The organism is Paractinoplanes lichenicola, assembly GCF_016785085.1.
Lineage (GTDB): Bacteria > Actinomycetota > Actinomycetes > Mycobacteriales > Micromonosporaceae > Actinoplanes > Actinoplanes lichenicola.
Genome location: NZ_JAENHO010000023.1, coordinates 70,494 through 90,524, shown reverse-complemented (window position 1 = coordinate 90,524; position 20,031 = coordinate 70,494). Strand labels below are relative to the sequence as shown.

Sequence of the window (20,031 nt, the reverse complement as noted above, 5' to 3'; positions counted from 1 at the left end):
GAGCACTCACAAACCCCGGCCCAGACCCAGCAAGAGAGCACTCACAAACCCCGGCCCAGACCCAGCAAGAGAGCACTCACAAACCCCGGCCCAGACCCAGCAAGAGAGCACTCACAAACCCCGGCCCTAAGTCTCGGTAAGTGAGCACTCACAACATCGCCCGATGCCGGAAATGGGCGCTCACCACCAATGCTGGAGGGTCCCGATGGTCAGGCCACGCGGCCGCCCAACGGAGACGACGCGGCACGCGCTAGTTGCCGGCCTGCCACCACAGGTAGACGGCAAGGCCCAGGGCAGCCAGGGCGATCGCGACGCGCAGGGGCCGTTCCGGGATCCGGCGGACGAGGATCGGGCCCAGCCAACTCCCGAACAGGCAGCCGACGGCCATGAGACCCGCGGCGGCCCAATTCACCGGCGCGACGACGGCATAGATGACCGCGGCCGCAAGGTTGGAGGCGCCCAGAACGATGCTCTTGATGGCGTTCGTCACGGCCAACGGCTCGGTCGCGGCCACCGACAGAACGGCCAGCACGAGGACACCCGCAGCCGCGCCGAAATAGCCGCCGTACACGCCGATCAGGCAGATCGCCAGGCCCAGCGCCACCGTCGGCATCGACCGATGACCGGCCCAGCGGCGCAGCTGATCGCGCAGCAACAGCAGAACCGCCCCGAGCGCGACAAGCACCGGCACGATCCGCTCAAAGGCCGACGACGGCGTGGCCAGCAACAGAACCGCACCGGCCAAACCACCCACCGCGGCGACCGCACACAGCCGCACCAGCCGCCGCCCATGCCCACGCAACTCCCGCCGCGCGCTGACAGCGGTGCCCACGGTGTTCGACAACAACGCCACGGTGTTGGTGACGTTAGCGGCGATCGGCGGCAGCCCCACCGCCAGCAGCGCGGGATAACTGGCCAGCGAGGCCAGCCCGGCCATGGACCCGGTCAGCCCACCCCCGACACCCCCGAGCACCAGCACGAACGCATCACCCACCCGCACCCGGCCACGGTATTGACGCCCTCGACGACCACCATCCCCAGGCCCGGCCCAGGTAGCTCACCTCACACGGCGGCGCTCCCCAACCGACTCACAGCGCCCAGTAGCAGTACATGTGCCAGCCGTTGGCTTGGCGGGCCAGGCCGGCTAAACGGTGGACGAAGTCGATGACCGCGGGCGGGTCGATGCCGGCCAGTTCCTCGGTGGCGGCCAGGTGGGTGCCCGCGTCGTCGAGGGTGGTGGGTGGCGCGGCGGTCAGGGCGTCGCGGAGTGAGTCGGTCACGGCGATGATGACCTGGTCGAACTCGGCCGTGGAGGTGAGCGTCGAGCCCTGGCGGGGCAGGGCGAGCACTTCGTCGTACGGGCGGGCTGTGAGGATCGATTCCAGGTTGCCGAGGTTGACGACCGGGTCGACGTTCTTGGCCTCGACCGTCGGGAGCGAAGTTGACACTGGCCCGCCGTCGGTCAGTGCCGTGACCGCGATCGTGTCGTCGGGGGCCAGGAAATAGTCGGTGAACGGCATGCCCGGATCGTAGAAGTCGGCCCGGAAATGCACCAAGGGCCGTTCCCATGACTGGAAACGGCCCTTGACCTGGTCGGGGTGGCCGGATTTGAACCGACGGCCTCTTCGTCCCGAACGAAGCGCGCTACCAAGCTGCGCCACACCCCGAGCTGCCTGGAAATACTATCCGACGTCGGGGCGGACGCGAAATCGGTATCCCCCTAACGGCAAAACCGCAGGTCAGCGTGGGATCAGGGTGAGGATTGAGGCCTCTGGGGGGCAGCTGAAGCGGACGGGGGCGGTGGGGTGGGTGCCCAGGCCGGCCGAGACGTGCAGCCAGGCGTCGGAGCCGGGCCAGCGGTGCAAGCCCTTGGCCATCGACCGCGGGAGGTCGCAGTTGGTGGTCAGGGCGCCGTAGAAGGGGACGCAGACCTGGCCGCCGTGGGTGTGGCCGGCCAGGAGCAGGTCGAAGCCGTCGTCGGCCATCGCGTTGAGGACTCGGGCGGCGGGGGTGTGGGTGACGCCCAGGTGCACGTCGGCGCCGCTGGAGATCGGGCCGGCGACCGTGGGGTAGTCGTCGCGGCTGATGTGGGGGTCGTCGACGCCGGCGAGCTCGACCGAGCGGCCGCCCGCCTTGATTACCGTACGGGCGTTGTTGAGGTCGGCCCAGCCCGCGTCGGTCAGCGCCGCGCGCAGCTCCTCGGTGGGCAGGTTGGGCCGCTTGAGCTGGTCCTCCTCGTATTCCGAGGACGGGCGCACCAGGTACGAGAAGGGGTTTTTCAGGCGCGGGCCGCGATAGTCGTTGGAGCCGAAGACGAAGGCGCCGGGCACCGGCAGCAGCGGGTCGAGGGCGCGCAGCACGCCGGGAACCGACTCGGGGTCGGCCATGTTGTCGCCCGTCACGATGACCAGGTCGGGGTCGAGACCGCCCAGCGCGGCCACCCAGTTCTGCTTGCGGCGCTGGTCAGGCATCATGTGCAGGTCCGAGATGTGCAGGATGCGCAGGGGCTCGGCATCCGGCTCGAGGACCGGCACGTCGAACCGCCGGAGGGTGAACATGTTGCGCTCGACCAGCGAGGCGTAGGCGAACGTGGCGGCGCCCGCGGCGACCGCAGCGGAACCGAGGGCGAAAAGGGAGCGCTTGCGCATGGAAAGCAAGGGTAGTTTCTCCGTCCATGGGAACGCTGAAAGACCGCCTGAACGATGACCTGCACGCCGCGATGAAGGGCCGCGACGAGCTCACCACCGCGACGCTGCGGATGGCGCTGGCCGCCGTACGCAATGCCGAAGTGGCCGGGACCGAGGCGCGCGACCTCTCCGACGACGAGGTGCTCGCCGTGCTGAGCAAGGAGTCGAAGAAGCGTCGCGAGGCGGCCACGGCGTTCGCCGACGCGGGCCGGGCCGAGCAGGCGGCCAAGGAGCGCTCCGAGGGCGAAGTGATCGAGCGCTATCTGCCCCAGCAGCTGACCGACGACGAGATTGCCGAGCTGGTGGCGGGCGCGCTGGCGGCCGGCGGCTTCACCGGCAAGGGTCAGATGGGCCCGGCCATGAAGGCGGCGCAGGCCGCGGTGGCCGGCCGGGCCGAGGGCGGACGGGTCGCGGCCGAGGTGCGCAAGCAGCTGGGCTGAGCCGTTCTGCTCAAGTCCGCGGGTTGCAGGTCGATTGCAAAAGTCGACCTGCCTCCCCCGGAAAGAGCGTCCATGACCTGCTTGAACTGTGGCTCGGCCGCGGTCCAGCCGAACGGCTGGTGCGGCAACTGCGGCTATCAGGCCGCACCCCCGCCGGCCGCGCCGCAGTCGCCGGCCCCCGACGCGTCGTGGCCGCCCCCGCAGCCACCCGCCTGGCCGGCGCCGGACGCCGCGCCCCCGCAGCCGAACCAATGGACCACCCCGCAGCACAGCGCGCCGGAACAGCCCTCGTGGTCGTCGCCCAACGCCTCGTGGCAGTCGACCGAGCCGTCGGTCGAGCACGCCCGCTTCACAGACCCGATGAGTGAGCCGTCCTGGGCCGCAGCCGCCCAGGCCCAGGGCTGGCAGGCCGGCGCACCGCAGGCGACCTGGCAGACCAGCGACGGCCAGGACTGGCAGAGCCAGCAAACGCAGAGCCAACCGCAGCAGCACCAGCAGCAGCAGCCGACGTGGGCCACCGACGCCACCGCGACATTCAGCGTGCCGGCCCAGCCCATGGCCGCCACCCCGCCCGTGCAGCCCTACCAGCCGCCCGCGCCCGCGATGGACGCCACGGTCGTCAACGGCTACCCGGCGTATCAGCAGCCGCCCCCGCAGGCCCAGTACGCCCCACCCCCGTACAGCACCGAACCCCCGCCGTACGTGATCAGCAACCAGCCCTCGCGCGCCGCCGCGCCCAGGTCCGGAAACCCGTTCAGCATCGCCGCTTTCGTGCTGGCCGCCGTCTCCGTGCTGGCCTTCCCGATCTTCGCCGGCCCGGCCGCGGTGATCCTCGGCGTCGTCGGCCTCTATCGCAAGGAACGCCTGGCCAAACTGGCGGTGGTCCTCGGCGTCATCGGCCCGGTGGCCGGAGTAGCACTGGCCATGTTCCTATTCAGTAATTGACAAGAAAAGGGGTACGGCCTTTTCAGATAGCGAGTTGAGGACGCACCGGCACCGCGGTGACCGCCGGCGATGCGTTGCGGCCCGGCAACTGCTGTTGCGGCACCGCGTAGGGCCCGAGCATCGACTCGATGGCCGGGGCGATCGACGGGCGGTCGTTCAGCTGAATCAGACGGGCCGCGCGGGCCAGGGAGCCGGTTTCGCCGTCCCGGAAGCCCTCGCGGTACCCCTTCTCGTAGCGCTCGCCGCGGCCGAGGGCCCGGCCGAGGGCGAAACACGAGGAGCCGGCTAGGGCGAGCAGGAAGAGCAACGCGAAGGGTGTCACCGTTATTTTCCTTCCGGGGCAAATGTCTTATTTAGCCGAAAAGTACCCCTAGAGCATGGCTCATGCGGTAGAGCGGTGATCAAGTACGCCAACGGGTGACTCGACTTGCGCTCGGGCCAACTGTTCAGGCACGGCTTCCGGATCGACCGGCCGGCACAGGTGATAGCCCTGCCCGTAGCCACAGCCGAGCCCGCGCAACGCCGCCAACTGGGCCGCGTTCTCGATACCCTCGGCCACCACGCGCAGCCCCAAAATCTGCGCGAGCTCGACGATCGTGCGAACCAGGGCGAGATCCTCCGCGGTCAGCTCGGCCCGCGCGATGAACGCCCGGTCGATCTTCAGCTCGTCCACCGGCAGCTCGCGCAGGTAGGCCAGCGACGAATAGCCGGTGCCGAAGTCGTCGATCGACAGCTGTACGCCGAGCCCGCGCAGCTGGTGCAGGGCCGCCTTGCCCAGGTCGGGCTCGCTCATCAGCACCGACTCGGTCAGCTCCAGCGTCACCGCGCTCGACGGCAGCCCGGCGATGGCCAGCGCCCGCATCACGTTGTCGGCGAACCGGGGGTGGACGAGCTGGTGGCCGGAGACGTTGACGTTGAGCCCCAGGTCGGGGAAGTCGCGCCGCCACCGGGCGACCTGGACGGCGCTGGTCTCGAGCACCCACTGACCTATCTCGACGATCAGCCCGAACTCCTCGGCGATCGGGATGAAGTCGACCGGCGACACGAATCCGCGGGTCGGGCTCTCCCAGCGGATCAGCGCCTCGACCCCGGCCGCGTCGCCGTCGGCCAGCCGGACCAGCGGCTGATACTGCAGCCGGAACTCGCCCTCGCGCAGCGCCCGTTGCAGGTCGCCGCGCAGGCTGAGCCGGTCGAGCGCCTCGGCGTGCATGTACGGCTGATAGAGCAGCACCCGGCTCGGGCCGTCCTTCTTGGCCCGATACATCGCCACGTCCGCGTTGTGCAGCAGCTCCTCGGAGCTCTGCTCGGCCTCGCGCGAGATCGCGATCCCCACGCTGGCCCCGATGAACACCTCGCGCCCGGCCACCCGGAACGGCTCCTTGATGGCCGCGACGATCCGCTCACCCACCACCTCGGCCGCCTCGGGCGGGGAGTCGTGCAGCAGCGCGGCGAACTCGTCGCCACCCAACCGGGCCGTGGTGTCGCTGGCCCGTACGCAACCACGCAGCCGCCGGGCGACGAGCGCGAGCAGCTGGTCGCCGGCGTCGTGGCCGAGGCTGTCGTTGACCGCCTTGAACCGGTCCAGGTCGATGAAGAGCACGCTGGTCGGGTCGGCCAGGGTGACCCGGGACGCCAGCACCCGGTTGAGGATCTTGAGGAACAGCGCGCGGTTGGGCAGCCCGGTGATCGGGTCGTGGTGCGCCTCGCGCACCGCCTCGACCGTCCGCGCGTCGGTCAGCGCCAGGCTCACCTGCTGGGCGAACGCGGCCAGCTGGTCGCGCTGCTCGGTCTGCTGCCCGCCGACGCCCGGCAGGTGCGCGACGAGGCTGCCGGCCATCTCGCCGGTGACCCGGACGGGCGCGGCGATCATCCAGCCGGCGCCGTCGGGCCGGACGACCACGGCGCCGCCCGCCATCGCGGCGCGGGCCAGGCTCTCCGGCGGGGTGGTGCCGTCGCCGCACTTGGAGGCGACGGTCAGCCGGCGGTCGGGCCCGCCCTCGGCCAGCACCAGCGTGACCGTGGCCCCGCCCAGCAGCTCGGCCGCGCCGCCGGTGACCGCGTCCAGGATCTCGGGCAGCGGGCGCCGGGCCGAGATCGCCCGCTGGATCGTGAGCAGCGACTCGACCAGCCGCTGCCGGGTCTGCGCCGTGGACGCCTGCCGTTCCTTCTCGGCCCGCAGGTGCCGTTCCGCGGCGAGCACGCGGATGCTGCGCAGGGCCAGGCCGAGCACCTGACCCATGCCCTGCAGCATCTGGCGTTCGGCCGGGTCGAACGGCTCGGACAGCCGGGCCACGATCAGCGCGTCGCCGGTCTCGGCGCCGAGCGGGTTGCTGACCGCGTGCAACTCCCCCACGTACGGGACCTCGAGCAGTGGCTGCCCCGCCGCGACCTCGTGCAGCTGGGCCTCGGGCACGACCGGTCCGAACCCGTACGCCCCGAAGATCCGGCCCTCCCGTACGACCGCGCCCACCTCGGCCTCGACCATCTCGGTGGCCCGCTCCACCGCGCTCGCGATCGCCGCGGTCTCGTCGGCGGCCGCGTTGACCGCGGTGAAGTATTCGGTGAGCAGGTGTGAGGACCAGGACGGCATGGCTCAGGCCAGGGCCAGCGTGACGAGGGTCAGGTGGTGGGTGCCGAGCGCGCCGCGCACGCGCGCGATCTCGCCGTGGGTGTAGAAGCCGGCGAACGGGGCGTCGCTCAGGGCGGTCCGCATGGCCTGCATCTCCTGCTCGAGCCCGCCCTCGATCAGCCCGGCCCGGCGCCCGCCGCAGTCGAAGGCGAGCACCCCGAGCGGGGGCATGCCCTCGAGCCGGGCCATGGCCTCGGTGCACGACCAGGCCGCGCCGTCGATCAGCGCCTGCCGGTCACCCTCCATGAGCCAGACCAGGGCGCCCTGCGGCACGTCGGCGGTGCCCCAGACCGAACGGGCCTCGTCGTCGCCGGCGTGGATGACCCGGATGTCCTCGCCGCTGCGCCGGGACAGGCCGAGCGGCTGCAGGCTGCGGCCCCGGTCGAAGAACTCCTCGGCCGAGCCCTCGAAGTTGTTGCGGCGCAGCAGCACGTCCAGGGCGGGCTCGCCGTCGAGCTGATAGATGTGCGGGCCGCTGGACTTCGTCACGATCATCGGCGGTTCCGTACGCCGCCAGCCGTGCGCGACCCCCATGCCGATCGGCCCGTCCGAGCCGAGCGCGAGCCCGACCACGGCCCCGCTGAGCACCTCGGTGCCGTAGAACTGGAAGGTCTTGTCGAACTTGCGGTCGTCCGCCGCGAACCCGCCGACCAGCGGGACGCTGGCCCCGATCGCCGAGTAGGCCCCGCGCACGATCTCGTGCGGCTGCCCCGACAACCCGTCGGCGAGCACGATCAGCACCTGGTTCTCGTCGTCCAGCCCGCGCAGCGCCTCGGCCGCCGCCGCACCGGCCGCGCGCGGGTCCGACCGGCTGATCTGCGCGACCCGGGCCTGCACCGTGAAGCCGTCGCCGCCCAGCGCCGCCACCGCGACCCCGCCGTCGGTGACCCCCGCGCTGCCCAGCTCGCCCATGGTGGTGGCGCCGACGATCTCCGCGTCCGGTCCCGCCTCGAGCCGCACCCCGGCCAGCAGCTCCGGCAGGTCGTGACTGGACGACGCGAAGACGAGGACGGCCTTGGCCTCCCGCCCGCCGATCGCCTCCGCGGCCGCCTCGGCCCCCGCCTTGCGCGATCGGGGCGCGACGCTCTGGCCCACGCCGAACCACCGGTGCGGGTTGGTCTGCATGATCCTCTGATCGGCACGGTTTGTCGGTTGCTGAGTGGTTGCGTGTGGGGTGCCGTCGGGTGTCCGGCCGGGGCCTGACAGGCTTGGTCCTTGTGACTGACTCTGACCTTGCGCGGCAGGTCCGCGCCGTGAGCCGGCTGACCGGCGAGTTCACCCTCCGCTCGGGCCGCATCGCGAACGAATACTTCGACAAGTATCAGTTCGAGGCCGACCCGGAGCTGCTCGACCGGCTGGCCGAGCAGATGGCCGTGCTGATCCCCGAGGGCACCGAGGTGCTGGCCGGTCTCGAGATGGGCGGCATCGCGGTGGTGACCGCGCTGGCCCGGCACGCCAAGCTGCCCACCGCCTTCGTCCGCAAGGAGGCCAAGAAGTACGGCACGGCCCGGCTGGCCGAGGGGGCCGAGGTCGCCGGCCGGCGGGTGCTGGTGGTCGAGGACGTGGTGACCTCGGGCGGCCAGGTTGTCATCTCGACCGGCGAGCTGCGCAAGCTCGGCGCGCACGTCGACCACGCGCTCTGTGTGATCGACCGGCAGGAGGGCGGCGCGCAGGCGCTGTCGGCCGAGGGCATCACGCTCCGCGCCCTGCTCTCCCGGGCCGACCTCGAAGCGGCCGCCTGACCCTGGAAAAGCAGCGGGCGGGACATCCAGCTGGATGTCCCGCCCGTTCTGTCAGCGGCCCGGCGGCTTCGGCGGCCCGGAGGGCTGCCCGCCCGGGCCGGGCGGCGGCGCGGCCTTGCCCTTGCTCGGGTTGATGGTCACGTAGCCGCCCTTGATGGTGCGGCCGTCGGGCGAGGTGCCGGCGGCGGTGCCGACCGGGCAGTCCGACTCGACCTCGCTGCCGATCGAGACCTCGAAGCCGGCGCCCTCGATGCGGCTGCGCGCGTCGTCGATCGAGTCGCAGGTCACGCTCGGGATCGACCGCTGGTCCCCGTACGCGATCTTGCGATTTTCGGGCTCCTTGAACTGCTCCTTCGGCTTGCCCTTCATGAAGTCGCCGAGCGTCTGATAGACCGCCGGGTTGACGATGTCGTGCGACATGCGGTCGCGGTGGTCGGGCCAGTCCGGGTTGACCAGGTAACCCGCGATGACCAGCGACGTGGTGCCCGCGATCAGCGCGGCCGTCTTGTCGGCGTCGGTCGTGCCGGTCTTGCCGAACACGGGGTGCTTGACGGTCGACTTGGTCTGCCGCGCCGTGGCGCCGTTACAGGCGCCCATCTGGGCCGAGTCGCCGACCGGGCAGCGGGCGGCGTCGAGGGCCGCCCGGGCCACGTCCTTGCTCGTCGCCCGGATGCAGCGCGGCTTGCCGACGTCGAGCTTGTCCCCGTCCTGCGTGGTGATCTGCTCGACCGGGGTGGGCTCGCAATACATGCCGTCGCCGGCCAGCGTCGCGTACGCGTTGGCCATGTCGAGCGGCGTCGACGCGGACACACCGAGCGTGAACGCGCCCCACTGGTTGGCCGACACCGGGTCGTTGGCGAACTTGGCGTCCTGGCCGACCCGGAACTGCACGCCGAACCGCTTGGCCACGGCCACCACGTTCTCCGCGCCGACCTGCTCCTCGAGCGGCACGAAGTACGTGTTGATCGACTTCGCGAAGGCCGAATGCATGTTGTAGAGGCCCTCACCGCCGCCGCCGGAGTTGCTCGGGCACCAGAAATGCGTGCCGGGGCAGGCGGAGTCGTTGCCGCGGTCGATGATGTAACCCGACTTGTACCGCTTCTCGGCCTTGATCGGGTAGGCCAGCGGGTAGCCCTTCTCGAGCGCCGCGATGATCGTGAAGATCTTGAACACCGAGCCGGCCTGGTAGCCGCTGATGTCGCCGCCACCGCTGAGCAGCGGGTTGGTGGTGTTCGGATACGTCGCGCGGACGCCCGCCTTGGCCTTCTTCTTGTCCGACGAGAGCGGGTTGGGGTGGGCCGGGTCGGGCAGCTTGTACTTCCGGTTCGCGGCGAGCAGGCGCACCTTGCCGGTGCCGGGCTCGGTCGCGGCCAGCAGCAGCGCGTTCTTGTCCATCTCGGCGATGTGGTCGGCGATCCGCTTACGCGCGTCCGACTGGGCCTCGATGTTCATCGTCGTGGTGATGCGGTAGCCACCGCTCTTGAGGCGGCGCTCCCGATCGTACGGCGTCGCGCCGAACGCCTCCTGGCTCATCCACCAGCGGTAGAAGTAGTCGCAGAAGAAGCCCCAGTTGTTGTTGGCCACCGAGACACAGCCGTTGCCGACCGGCCGGACCTGACGCGGGATCGCTTCCTTCTTCGCCTTGTCGGCCTGGGCCTGGGTCAGCGAGCCCATCTCGACCATGGCCGGGAGGATGTAGTTGTCCCGGCGCTGCTTGATCTGGTCGTAGCCCTCTTTGATGACCGGGTTGAAGCTGGTCGGCGCCTTGACCATGCCGGCCAGCATCGCGGCCTGGCCCGGCGTGAGGTCCTTGGGCTTCTTGTTGAAGTAGACCTGGCTGGCGGCGAACACCCCGTACGTCTGGTTGCCGAACGGGACGATGTTCAGGTAGCGCTCGAGGATCTGGTCCTTGGTGAGCTCCTTCTCCACCTGCAGCGCGTACTTCATTTCGGTGATCTTGCGCTTCGGGGAGTCCTTGGTCGCGTCGACCACCTCTTGCGGGTTCGTCGCCGAGTAGGCGAGCGACATCCGCACGTACTGCATGGTGATGGTCGAGGCGCCCTGCTTGGAGTCGGACTTGCCGCTGTTGTTCACGAACGCGCGCGCGACGCCCTTGAGGTCGACGCCGTTGTGGTTGAAGAACTCCCGGTCCTCGGCGGCGACCATGGCGTCGCGCATCGGCTTGGCGATGTCCTTGAGCGGGACGTCGCTGCGGAACTCGTCGTAGAACTGCGAGATCTGCGTCTTGTTGTCCGACGCGTAGATCCGCGTGATCTGCGGGGAGCTGAAATCCTTGAGCTCACTGGGCAGCTGCGCGAAGGTCTCGCCACCGGCCTTGGCGGCCAGGCCCGACATCGCGGCGGCCGGGAAGGCCGCGGCCGCGACGACGACGCCGGCGAGTAAACCGCAGATCAGCAACGAGGTCGCGTTCGCGAAGATGTTGTGATCGCGACGGCGCATCCAGGAAGTCACCTGAGCAGGGTACGCGACAAGAGCACGTGACCGCCCGTCGAGAAGGTCACGCTTCGCCCTGAATTATTGTGCCCGCTCGGCGCAGATCTTGGGGCCATTTTCTCGACGCGCACCCCGCTTGCTCCCGTGCGCTTGGCGGCCTTTGCCCGGAACAACCAGGCTGTACATATTTCAGGTACAACGTTGCGTAATCGCCCGACTACAGAGCATGATGGTCCGGCGAGCTTGTCGCACGACGTCTGCACGGCTTGGGGGACATGAGCTGCGGGCGTCAGGGGGGTAACGCAAGGGGGGACGTTTACACATGGGGATGATCAGCGATTGGCCCAGCATGGCGGCGTGTCAGAGTGGCGACCCTGACGCGCTCTTCGTGCAGGGCGCCGAGCAGAACGTGGCGAAGAGGATCTGCCGCAGCTGCCCGGTCCGCTACGAGTGCCTCGCCGATGCCCTGGACAACCGGATCGAGTTCGGCGTCTGGGGAGGCATGACGGAACGGGAACGGCGCGCACTGCTCCGCCGTCACCCGCACGTGGCGAGCTGGCGAAAGATGTTCGAGGCGGCCATGCGGGAGAAGGGCGCCGACAAGGTGCTCGTCCCCACCCGCTGACCCGGCCGGCTCACGCCAGGAGCGAGCCGATCGTCCGCAGCCCGTCGACGTCATGCACGTCGGCGGGCTGCGCCGTGACCGAGACCGCCGGCACCGCCGGGAACGCGTCGGTGAACGTGGCCGCCACCCGCTGCTCCCGCTCGGTCTGCCGGACGAGCGCGGCGTGGATGCGCAGCGCGTCGGCGGTCAGCGGCGAGTCGCCGGAGGCGGTCAGCGCGTCGGCCGCGGCCTCGCTCTCGTCGGCCGGCAGCGCGGGCACGTCGGTGCGGTGCATCCGGTTGAGCACCAGCCCGGCCAGCGGCATCCGCTCGGCCACCAGGCGCTCCGCGAAATACGCCGCCTCGCGCACGGCGTCCCGCTCCGGCGCCGCCACCAGCAGGAACGCGGTCTGCGGGTCCTGCAGGATCCGATACGTCTGGTCGGCCCGCTGCCGGAAGCCGCCGAACATCGAGTCGAGCGCGGCCACGAAGCCCGACAAATCGGTGAGCAGCTGGGCCCCCAGAACCTTCTGCACCGTACGGGAGAAGAGGCCGAACGACGCGGTGACCAGGCTGAACATGCTGCGGCCGCCGGAGCGCGCCGGGGCCAGCAGCATCCGCAGCATCCGGCCGTCGAGGAACCGGGACAGCCGGGCCGGCGCGTCGAGGAAGTCGAGGGCGGAGCGCGACGGCGGGGTGTCGACCACGATCAGGTCCCACTCGTCGGTGGCCCGCAGCTGGCCCAGCTTCTCCATCGCCATGTATTCCTGCGTGCCGGCGAAGGTCGAGCTCATGGCCTGGTAGAACGGGTTCGCGAAGATCTCCGCGGCGCGCTGCGGCGTGGTGTGCTGCTGCACCACCTCGTCGAAGGTGCGCTTCATGTCGAGCATCATGGCGTGCAGCTCGCCGCCGTTGTCGCCGTCGATGCCCTTGACCTGGCGCGGGGTGTTGTCGAGTTCGCTCAGGCCCATGGACTGGGCCAGCCGGCGCGCCGGGTCGATGGTGAGCACCACGGTGCGCCGCCCGTGCACCTCGGCCGCCCGCAGCCCGACCGCGGCCGCGGTCGTGGTCTTGCCCACCCCGCCGGCGCCGCAGCACACGACGATGCGGGTCGCGGGGTCGGCCAGCAGACCGTCGACGTCGAGTCGTTCAGCGGTCACATCAGCCACTACTCCAGCGTAATCCGTTGGGGATCGGGAACACCGGGACTGTGGCGGGTCACGCACGCATCAGGGCGGCGGCCAGCTCGTCGAGCCCGGCCTGATCGACGCCGCGGGGCAGCAGCGGCAGCTCGACCAGCGGCCGGCCCGCCTCGGCGAGCTCGGTGCGCAGCGTCTCCTCCAGCTCCTGCCGGGTCAGATGCGCCTTGACCTCGGTGGCCAGCCCGTTGACGGTGGCCGCGTCGGCCGGCAGCCCGGCCTCGGCCAGGCCCCGCTTGAGCTCGGCCTTCGTCACCTTGCCGGCCGTGGCCAGCGCCGGCCGGGTCGCGTTGAGCACGATCCGGCCGACCGGGATCCGCAGCGTCTCCAGCTCGGCGATGGCGTCCAGAGTTTCCTGTACGGGCATCTCCTCGAGCAGCGTGACCACGTGCACCGAGGTGATCGGCGAGCGCAGCAGCGACGCGACCCCCTCGCTCTGGGTCTTGATCGGGCCCATCTTGGCCAGCTTCGCCGTCTCGGCCGTCACGTTGAGGAACCGGCCGATCCGGCCGGTCGGCGGGGCGTCGAGCACCACCGCGTCGTACGCCCGGCGGCCGTCCGCCGACCGGGTCGTGGCCTCCTTGACCTTGCCGGTGAGCAGCACGTCGCGCAGGCCCGGGGCGATCGTGGTGGCGAAGTCGATGGCGCCGACCTTGCGCAGCGCCCGCCCGGCCGCGCCCAGGTGATAGAACATGTCGAGATATTCGAGGAGGGCCTCCTCGGGGTCGACCGCGAGCGCGCGCACCTCGCCGCCGCCGGCCACCTTCGCGATCCGCAGCTCCTTGTAGGGCAGCGGCTCGGTCTCGAAGAGCTGGGCGATGCCCTGCCGGCCCTCGACCTCGACCAGCAGAGTGCGCCGGCCACCCGCGGCCAGCCCCAGCGCCAGGGCCGCGGCGACGCTGGTCTTGCCGGTGCCGCCCTTGCCGGTCACCACATGCAGCCGCGCCGGCCATCTGTTGACGTGCTCACCACCCATGCCCTCAACCGTACGGCGCACGGTCAGCCGGTCACATCGCAGACCAGCCAGCCAGTCTTGCGGATCACGGTGAACTCGAGCTCCTGCGACGCCGTCTTCTCGTCCGCGGTCGACATCGTGAGCTCGACCGCGACCCTGGCCCGGTCGTCGTCGTTCTCGGTGATCTCGGGATCGTTCCAGCGGAAGACCGGGTCGGTGTAGCCCTCCGCGTACGCCTTGATGTCCGACACCCGGTCGGCGATCTTCGTCTCGTCGCGGGCCTCGCGGCAGACCAGGTCGTCGGCGGCGGTGGCGTCCTGATTGGTGTAGACGGCGGTCAGAAACTTGCTGACTGCCGTGGACGGGTCGGGCGAACCCGGGTTGTCGGCGTCACGGAGCAGGAAGTAGGCCGACACGGCGCCGCCGCCGCAGAGAAACAGCGTGCCGACGAGCGCGAGCGAGACCCAAAGGGCGCCGCGGCGCTTCGGCTGCCCGGGCTCGGCCGGCACCTGATAGGGCTGCGCGGGGCCGGCCCAGATCGGCTCGGGCGGCGGCGGGGTCTCGGAGGGCACCGAGTGGTGATAGGCCAGATGCTCGGGCGGCGTGGTCTGCCACTCGCCGGGCGCCTCGTGCCGGGCGTGCCACGGCTCGGTCGCGGGTGGGGGCTGCCAGCCGCCGGGCTGGCCCTCGGCGGCGTGCGCGGGCTCGTGCACCGGCGGGATGACCTGGGTGCTGTCGTGCCCACCGGCCTCGTCGGCGAACGTGCCGGGCGGCGGCCACTGCTGCTCGTGCGGGTCGGGCGGGGCGTCGATGAAGTCGATCACAGGCGGCCGGGGCGGCGGGGCCGCGGCGGCCGGGCCGGCCGGGGGCCACTCCTGCGGCGGCCCGGGCGCCGGAACGGGCTCCTGGGGCGGGATGGGCTGCGGCGGCTCGGGCTCCGGGGAGGGCATCGGCGTGGGCTCGGGATGACCCGGCAACCCACCGTGCGGGTCCGTCATACAGCCCTCCGTGATCACTCGGTTACCGATCGGCCCTGCGGCTCGCTCAGCCTAGCCAAACGGGCCGGTCCGCGGGCCCTAAGCTGACCCGGTACCGACGATTAGGGAGTAGACGAGCGATGCAGAAGTGGGAGTACGTGACCGTGCCCCTGCTGGTCCACGCGACCAAGCAGATCCTCGACAACTGGGGCGAGGACGGCTGGGAACTGGTGCAGGTTGTTCCCGGGCCGAACCCGGAGCAGCTCGTGGCCTACCTCAAGCGGCCGAAGTCGTGACCACGCCGATCAGCGGTGAGGGCGGCGTCGACGCGTACGCGCGGCTGGCCGAGCTGGGCCTGACCCTGCCCAAGGTGGTGCCGCCGCTGGCCGCCTACGTGCCGGCCGTGCAGACCGGCAACTACGTGTACGTCTCGGGCCAGCTCCCGCTCGTCGAGGGCAAGCTGCCCCAGGCCGGCAAGGTTGGCGCCGAGGTCACCGAGGAGCAGGCCGCCGAGCTGGCCCGCCTGTGCGCGCTCAACGGCCTGGCCGCGATCGAGTCGCTGGTCGGCCTGGGCCGCGTTGTCAAGATCGTAAAGTTGACCGGCTTCGTCGCGTCGGCCCCCGGCTTCACCGGTCAGCCCGCCGTCATCAACGGAGCGTCGAACCTCTTCGGCGAGGTCTTCGGCGAGCAGGGGCGGCACGCGCGCAGCGCCGTCGGCGTGGCTGAGCTGCCGCTCAACTCCCCGGTCGAGGTGGAGATCATCGCCGAGGTGCAGTAAAAATCAGCTCAGCCTTCAGTCGGGTCAAGGGTGGCGGCGGGGCTGAGGACGGCCCGGTGGTTGCTAAGAGTTACCTGAGCGGGCACTGAGATCGCACATCCGGTCCTCTCGGAACACCCCATGCGCGACGTAAGATTTCGCGCATGGGGGGTGCTGCGCCGGAAGGGCTGCCGGGCTGGGTGACGCTGCTGCGCGCGCCCAACCCCGGTCCGATGACCCTGGACGGCACGAACACCTGGGTGCTGCGCGCGCCCGGCGAGACCCACGGCGTGGTGATCGACCCCGGCCCGCTCGACGAGAGCCACCTCTCCCGGATCGCCGGCCAGGGGCCGTACGCGTTCATTCTCATCACGCACGGTCACCACGACCACGTCGAGGGCGCCGCCCGCCTCTCCGAGCTGCTCGGCGGCACGGTCGTGCTGGCCGCCGACCCGGCCCACTGCGTCGCCGGCGAGCCCCTCGACCCCGAGGAGCACCTGGGCACGGCTCAGCTCGAGATCTCGGTGCTGGACACCCCTGGGCACACGGCCGACTCGGTGTGTTTTCTGGTCGAGCACGGGAACGCCCGCCTGATGTTCACCGGCGACACGATCCTCGGACGTGGCACGACAGTGGTCGCCCATCCGGATGGCGACCTGGGGGCCTATCTGGGCAGTCTCGAGCGCCTCACCGCGTACGGGGAAATGGCGATGCTGCCCGGCCACGGGCCCGTGCGCGCGGACGTGGCCGCCGTCGCGCGGGCATATCTCGATCACCGGCGCGAGCGGTTGGCGCAGGTGGAGGCGGCAATGGCGGCCGGCGCCCGCACCGCCGAGCAGGTCGTCGACATCGTCTACCCCGACATCGACCCGGGCGTCCGGTTCGCGGCGATCTGGTCGGCCGCCGCGCAACTGGATTATCTGAATCACAAAATCGGGGAATCAGGAACACCCGCGGGCAGGTTGGATCCGCTGTGACCTGTCCTGTGTGTGGAACCGTCGCCGTTCCGGGCGCCCGCTTCTGCCACAACTGCGGTGCGGCGCTGCCGGCGGCGGCCACCCTGCCGGCGGCCGAGCGGCGCATCGTCACCGTGCTGTTCGGCGACCTGTCCGATTTCACCTCCTGGTCGGAGGACCTCGACCCCGAGCGGGTCGGCGCGGTCACCGACCGGGTGCTGGCCGCCCTCGCGGGCGCGGTCAAGACCTTCGGCGGTCACGTCGACAAGCTGACCGGCGACGGCATCATGGCGGTCTTCGGCGCCCCGGTGGCCCATGAGGACGATGCCGAGCGGGCGGTCCGGGCCGCGCTCAGCATGCAGCGCGCGGTGCGCCGGGTGCTCGACGACGAGCGTGGCGGCGGCGCCCCGCTGGGCCTGCGCGTCGGCCTGAACACCGGCGAGGTCGTGGCCGGCCTGCAGGCGGGCATCGAATACACCGTCATCGGCGACACCGTGAACACCGCGGCCCGGCTGGCCGACGCGGCCGCGGTCGGCGCGGTCTACGCCGGCTCCCGCACGAGCGGCGGCACCCGGCACGTCGCCTCCTGGCGGCAGCTGCGCCCGCTGCGGCTCAAGGGCAAGCGCGAGCCGGTGCCCGCGTTCGAGCTGCTCGGCCTGCACGACGCGCCGGGCACCCGCTCCGGCCTGGGCGACGAGGCGCCGTTCGTGGGCCGCGAGACCGAGCTCGGCCGGGTGGCCGGGCGGCTGGCCGAGGCGATCGACTCCGGCACCGCGCGCGTGATGGTGATGACGGCCGAGGCGGGCATCGGCAAGTCCCGGTTCGCGGGCGAGGTCAAGCGGCTCGCCGCCGGTTACGACGTGGGCAACGGGCGCTACGCGGCGCACACCGGGGCCCGGGTGCTGCGGGTGCGCTGCCGCGCGTTCGGCGAGCGCCGCCGGTTCGCCCCGCTGGCCGACCTCGTACGGAAATCGGTGGGTCTGCCCAAGGACGTGGTGGCCACCGTCGGCCGCACGGTGGTCGAGGAGCGGCTGCGCAAGCTGGCGAACCGGCTGGGACACGACGGCGAGCCGGCCCCGATCGACATCGACCGGCTGCTGGCCCTGCTCGGCTATGGTGAGGCCCCGGCCAACCCGGTCGGCCCGGCCACCGGCGCCGACTGGCAGCCCAGCAGCAAGCGGGCCGACGCCGAGGCGCTGTCGTCAGCCGTGGCCGAGCTGCTCACCGCCCTGGCCGCCGAGGCGCCGCTGGTGGTGATCGTCGACGACCTGCACGACGCCACCGCGTCGACCGTGGACGCCCTGGGCCGTACGCTCTCGCTGCTCGACGGCCCGGTCGTGGTGCTGCTGCTGGGCCGGCCCGAGCTGGTGCGGACGGCGGGGGCGCTGACCCGCCTGGCCGACGCCGAGGTGCACACCCTGCCCCCGCTGCGCGGCGCGGACGCCTCCCGGCTGCTCACGTCCTATCTGAACGGCGGCAAGCTGCCGCAGCCGGACACCGACCGGCTGCTCGCCACCGCCCAGGGCAACCCGTTCTACCTGGCCGAGATGGTCACGCTGCTGATGGAGCGGGGCGCGCTGACCCCGGCCGTGGGGGCCAACGCGGCCGGCAAGTGGCAGCTCGCCGACGGCTCGCTCGGCCGCCAGCTGCTCTCCCGCGACCTGGCCGCCGTGCTCGCGGCCCGCATCGACGCGCTGCCGGCCGAGCCCCGCTCGGTGCTGCGCGACGCCGCGGTGGTGGGCGACGCGGTGCCGACCGGTGTCATCGAGGCGCTGCGCGAGCGGCGGGCCTCGAGCGACGCGCGGCCGGGGGCGGTGGCCGCGGTCGAGCTCGAGCGCTCGATCGACGAGCTGCTGCAGCGCCGCATGCTGCACCGCTCGCGCGGCGGTTACGCGTTCACCACCCCGCTCATGCGCGAGGCGGCGTATTCCGGCATCGGCAAGGCCGACCTGGCCGACCGCCACGCGTACCTGGCCAACTGGGCCGCGCCCGAACATCTGGGCAGCACCGGCTACGACACGACGGCCCGGCTCAACCTGACCGACAACGAGCGCGACGCCTTCGTGGCCGCGCACGCCGAATGCGCGGTCGAGCTGGCCGACGCCGTACGCCTGCGGCCCGAGGCGGCCGTCCGCGACGTCGCCCCGCTCGGCGTCTCCGCGCTCGGCCGGCTGGCCCGCCGCGCGCTGGCCAACATCGAGCCGGCCGCCTCGATCGAATACGCCGAGCGGGCCGCGGCCCTGGCCGGCGAGGGCCTGCCGCTGCCCGATCAGCTCGTGCACGCCCGCGCGCTGCTGCGCCTGGGCCGCGCCGAGGAGGCGCTGGCGCACGGCGAGAAGATCGCCAAGAGCGCCGCCGACGAGCCGGTCAACCGGGCCGAGGCCCTGCTGGTGGTCGGCCGGGCGCACGAGGCGATGGGCGACAGCGGCCGTGCGGTCGCCGCCTGGCAGGAGGCGCTCGAGGTGGCCACCGAGGCCGAGCTGCTGCCGGAGCGGGCCAACGCGATGCGCCGGCTCGGCATGGCCGACTTCCTGGCCGGCCGGCTCAGCCAGGCCAGCAGCCGGTTCGCCGCGGCCTATCAGGTGACGCTGGCCGCCGGCGACCGGCACGGCCAGGCCTGGGCGCTGCAAAACCTGGCCTGGGTGACCACCACCCGGGGCGACTTCGCGGGCACCGACGCGGTGCTCGGCCGGGCGGCCCGGCTCTTCGCCGAGCTGGGCGACCCGGTCGGCCGCTCGTGGCTGCGCGGCACGACGGCGTTCGCCCGGCTGCTGGCCGGCCGGCTGCAGGAGTCCCGGCGCCTGGCCCGGGTGTTCCTGCCGTTCGGCGACCGGGTCGGCGAGGCCTGGGCCGTGGGCACGCTGCGGGCCGTCGAGGCGTACGCGGCCGCCGAGCTGGGCGAGCTGGCCGAGGCGGACGGCGAGGCGCGGCGGGCCTATCGCGACTTCAACGCGGTCGGCGACGACTGGGGCCGGGGTCTCGCGCTGGTCGTGCGGGGCGCGACAGCCCGCGGGCTGGGCGAGTTCGACCACGCGCACGATCTGCTGTCCGACGCGCTGGGCTACGCCGACCGTACGGGTCATCCGCTGTTGCTGGGCATGGCCGGCACCCTGCGCGGGTTCGTCGCGCTCAACCGGGGCGACCTGACCGCGGCCGAGGCCGACGCCCGCCGGGTGATGACCGCCGTCGAGCCGCACAACCCGATGGCCCCGGCCCAGGTCGGCCCGCGGGTGCTGCTGGCCGAGGCCCGGCTGCGGGTCGGCGACGCCAAGACCGCGATGGGGCTGCTGGCCCCGATCGCCACCGACACCGGGGCGCCGTCGCTGTTGTTCTCGCGGCGGCACGCCCTGGCGTCCTATGCCGCCGCGCTGCTGGCCGACGGTCAGGACGGCGCCGCGCTGACCTGGATCGGCCGGGCCCTCGAGGTGAAGGCCGAGGACGTGCGCAGCTCGGTGCAGGCGGCCATGGTGCACGCCCGGGTGCTGGCCGCGGCCGACCGGTGCGAGCAGGCCCGGGAGGCGGCCGAGGAGGCGGTTCTGCTGGCTTATTCGACCGAGCAGACGAGCGAGCGGGTGGCGGCCGAGGAGCTGCGGGCGGCGCTCGCGACCACGGGTGTCGAGGCGGCTCCGGCGGCGAGTGTCGCGTACGCGTCCGACCGGCCCGGATGATCTCCGGCGAACCTGGCGT

General features: G+C 71.9%; 18 protein-coding genes and 1 tRNA gene. 8 read left to right on the top strand and 11 right to left on the bottom strand.

Annotation, left to right across the window (positions count from 1 at the left end):
- Positions 1–250: 250 nt before the first annotated feature.
- The 4 genes from JKJ07_RS47225 to JKJ07_RS47210 form a co-directional block, all read right to left on the bottom strand.
- Positions 251–1,000 carry a sulfite exporter TauE/SafE family protein gene (locus JKJ07_RS47225; RefSeq protein WP_203078423.1) on the bottom strand — a complete coding sequence of 250 codons (750 nt, stop codon included), beginning with the start codon at positions 998–1,000 and terminating at the stop codon, positions 251–253.
- A gap of 88 nt (positions 1,001–1,088) precedes the next feature.
- The gene (locus JKJ07_RS47220) at positions 1,089–1,520 is read right to left on the bottom strand and encodes a hypothetical protein (protein ID WP_203078421.1); all 432 of its coding nucleotides are present in this window, start codon (positions 1,518–1,520) and stop codon (positions 1,089–1,091) included.
- Positions 1,521–1,590: 70 nt separating this feature from the next.
- A tRNA-Pro gene (locus JKJ07_RS47215) sits at positions 1,591–1,667 on the bottom strand.
- A 72-nt stretch (positions 1,668–1,739) separates the two neighbouring features.
- Complete coding sequence (locus JKJ07_RS47210; RefSeq protein ID WP_203078420.1) at positions 1,740–2,648, bottom strand: metallophosphoesterase; 909 nt, start codon at positions 2,646–2,648, stop codon at positions 1,740–1,742.
- A gap of 26 nt (positions 2,649–2,674) precedes the next feature.
- Here JKJ07_RS47210 and JKJ07_RS47205 point away from each other — a divergent pair, with 26 nt between their 5' ends.
- Entirely contained in the window at positions 2,675–3,127 is a 453-nt protein-coding gene (locus JKJ07_RS47205) for a GatB/YqeY domain-containing protein (protein ID WP_203078418.1), read from the top strand.
- A 72-nt stretch (positions 3,128–3,199) separates the two neighbouring features.
- Positions 3,200–4,072: a DUF4190 domain-containing protein gene (locus JKJ07_RS47200; RefSeq protein WP_203078416.1), complete on the top strand. Its 873-nt coding sequence runs from the start codon at positions 3,200–3,202 to the stop codon at positions 4,070–4,072.
- Positions 4,073–4,094: 22 nt separating this feature from the next.
- Here the strand turns inward: JKJ07_RS47200 and JKJ07_RS47195 are convergent, their stop codons facing one another.
- The 3 genes from JKJ07_RS47195 to JKJ07_RS47185 are packed head-to-tail and all read right to left on the bottom strand — an operon-like array spanning position 4,095 to position 7,826.
- The gene (locus tag JKJ07_RS47195) at positions 4,095–4,394 is read right to left on the bottom strand and encodes a hypothetical protein (protein ID WP_203078414.1); all 300 of its coding nucleotides are present in this window, start codon (positions 4,392–4,394) and stop codon (positions 4,095–4,097) included.
- A gap of 60 nt (positions 4,395–4,454) precedes the next feature.
- A complete protein-coding gene (locus tag JKJ07_RS47190; RefSeq protein ID WP_203078412.1) occupies positions 4,455–6,662 on the bottom strand; it encodes a putative bifunctional diguanylate cyclase/phosphodiesterase in 2,208 nt (735 codons plus the stop codon).
- 3 nt (positions 6,663–6,665) lie between these two features.
- A complete protein-coding gene (locus tag JKJ07_RS47185) occupies positions 6,666–7,826 on the bottom strand; it encodes an FIST signal transduction protein (RefSeq protein ID WP_203078410.1) in 1,161 nt (386 codons plus the stop codon).
- Positions 7,827–7,918: 92 nt separating this feature from the next.
- Here JKJ07_RS47185 and pyrE point away from each other — a divergent pair, with 92 nt between their 5' ends.
- Entirely contained in the window at positions 7,919–8,443 is a 525-nt protein-coding gene (gene pyrE, locus JKJ07_RS47180; RefSeq protein WP_203078408.1) for an orotate phosphoribosyltransferase, read from the top strand.
- Between the two features lie 51 nt (positions 8,444–8,494).
- Here pyrE and JKJ07_RS47175 read toward each other — a convergent pair whose 3' ends face one another.
- Positions 8,495–10,903 (bottom strand): transglycosylase domain-containing protein, encoded by a 2,409-nt coding sequence (locus JKJ07_RS47175; protein WP_203078449.1) that lies wholly within the window; start codon positions 10,901–10,903, stop codon positions 8,495–8,497.
- Positions 10,904–11,219: 316 nt separating this feature from the next.
- Here JKJ07_RS47175 and JKJ07_RS47170 point away from each other — a divergent pair, with 316 nt between their 5' ends.
- Positions 11,220–11,522, top strand: a complete 303-nt coding sequence (locus tag JKJ07_RS47170; RefSeq protein WP_127498770.1) for a WhiB family transcriptional regulator — start codon at positions 11,220–11,222, stop codon at positions 11,520–11,522.
- A gap of 10 nt (positions 11,523–11,532) precedes the next feature.
- On the opposite strand, the gene bagB is transcribed toward JKJ07_RS47170, so the two are convergent.
- From bagB to JKJ07_RS47155, 3 genes are read right to left on the bottom strand one after another with little or no spacing between them, the layout of a single operon-like run.
- Positions 11,533–12,660 carry an ArsA family ATPase gene (bagB, locus tag JKJ07_RS47165; protein ID WP_203078441.1) on the bottom strand — a complete coding sequence of 376 codons (1,128 nt, stop codon included), beginning with the start codon at positions 12,658–12,660 and terminating at the stop codon, positions 11,533–11,535.
- A 58-nt stretch (positions 12,661–12,718) separates the two neighbouring features.
- A complete protein-coding gene (gene bagA / locus JKJ07_RS47160) occupies positions 12,719–13,675 on the bottom strand; it encodes an ATPase BagA (RefSeq protein ID WP_203078406.1) in 957 nt (318 codons plus the stop codon).
- Positions 13,676–13,698: 23 nt separating this feature from the next.
- Positions 13,699–14,652, bottom strand: coding sequence for an Rv0361 family membrane protein (locus JKJ07_RS47155; RefSeq protein ID WP_203078399.1), 954 nt, complete (start codon positions 14,650–14,652; stop codon positions 13,699–13,701).
- A 119-nt stretch (positions 14,653–14,771) separates the two neighbouring features.
- Here JKJ07_RS47155 and sp36 point away from each other — a divergent pair, with 119 nt between their 5' ends.
- The 4 genes from sp36 to JKJ07_RS47135 all read left to right on the top strand — a co-directional run bounded on the left by sp36 (position 14,772) and on the right by JKJ07_RS47135 (position 20,012).
- Positions 14,772–14,927 carry a Sp36 family protein gene (sp36, locus tag JKJ07_RS47150; RefSeq protein WP_093619400.1) on the top strand — a complete coding sequence of 52 codons (156 nt, stop codon included), beginning with the start codon at positions 14,772–14,774 and terminating at the stop codon, positions 14,925–14,927.
- Positions 14,924–15,409 (top strand): RidA family protein, encoded by a 486-nt coding sequence (locus JKJ07_RS47145; RefSeq protein WP_203078397.1) that lies wholly within the window; start codon positions 14,924–14,926, stop codon positions 15,407–15,409. Before sp36 ends, JKJ07_RS47145 begins: the two co-directional genes overlap by 4 nt.
- A 143-nt stretch (positions 15,410–15,552) precedes the next feature.
- Positions 15,553–16,365 (top strand): MBL fold metallo-hydrolase, encoded by an 813-nt coding sequence (locus tag JKJ07_RS47140; protein ID WP_203078395.1) that lies wholly within the window; start codon positions 15,553–15,555, stop codon positions 16,363–16,365.
- Positions 16,362–20,012 carry an adenylate/guanylate cyclase domain-containing protein gene (locus JKJ07_RS47135; RefSeq protein ID WP_203078392.1) on the top strand — a complete coding sequence of 1,217 codons (3,651 nt, stop codon included), beginning with the start codon at positions 16,362–16,364 and terminating at the stop codon, positions 20,010–20,012. Before JKJ07_RS47140 ends, JKJ07_RS47135 begins: the two co-directional genes overlap by 4 nt.
- The last annotated feature ends 19 nt before the right edge of the window (positions 20,013–20,031 follow it).

Coding starts and splice junctions, on each gene's coding strand:
- JKJ07_RS47220 (WP_203078421.1), bottom strand. CDS start 1,520: ATGCCGTTCACCGACTATTTCCTGGCCCCCGACGACACGATCGCGGTC.
- JKJ07_RS47210 (WP_203078420.1), bottom strand. CDS start 2,648: ATGCGCAAGCGCTCCCTTTTCGCCCTCGGTTCCGCTGCGGTCGCCGCG.
- JKJ07_RS47205 (WP_203078418.1), top strand. CDS start 2,675: ATGGGAACGCTGAAAGACCGCCTGAACGATGACCTGCACGCCGCGATG.
- JKJ07_RS47200 (WP_203078416.1), top strand. CDS start 3,200: ATGACCTGCTTGAACTGTGGCTCGGCCGCGGTCCAGCCGAACGGCTGG.
- JKJ07_RS47190 (WP_203078412.1), bottom strand. CDS start 6,662: ATGCCGTCCTGGTCCTCACACCTGCTCACCGAATACTTCACCGCGGTC.
- JKJ07_RS47185 (WP_203078410.1), bottom strand. CDS start 7,826: ATGCAGACCAACCCGCACCGGTGGTTCGGCGTGGGCCAGAGCGTCGCG.
- JKJ07_RS47175 (WP_203078449.1), bottom strand. CDS start 10,903: ATGCGCCGTCGCGATCACAACATCTTCGCGAACGCGACCTCGTTGCTG.
- JKJ07_RS47170 (WP_127498770.1), top strand. CDS start 11,220: ATGGGGATGATCAGCGATTGGCCCAGCATGGCGGCGTGTCAGAGTGGC.
- bagA (WP_203078406.1), bottom strand. CDS start 13,675: ATGGGTGGTGAGCACGTCAACAGATGGCCGGCGCGGCTGCATGTGGTG.
- JKJ07_RS47155 (WP_203078399.1), bottom strand. CDS start 14,652: ATGACGGACCCGCACGGTGGGTTGCCGGGTCATCCCGAGCCCACGCCG.
- sp36 (WP_093619400.1), top strand. CDS start 14,772: ATGCAGAAGTGGGAGTACGTGACCGTGCCCCTGCTGGTCCACGCGACC.
- JKJ07_RS47140 (WP_203078395.1), top strand. CDS start 15,553: ATGGGGGGTGCTGCGCCGGAAGGGCTGCCGGGCTGGGTGACGCTGCTG.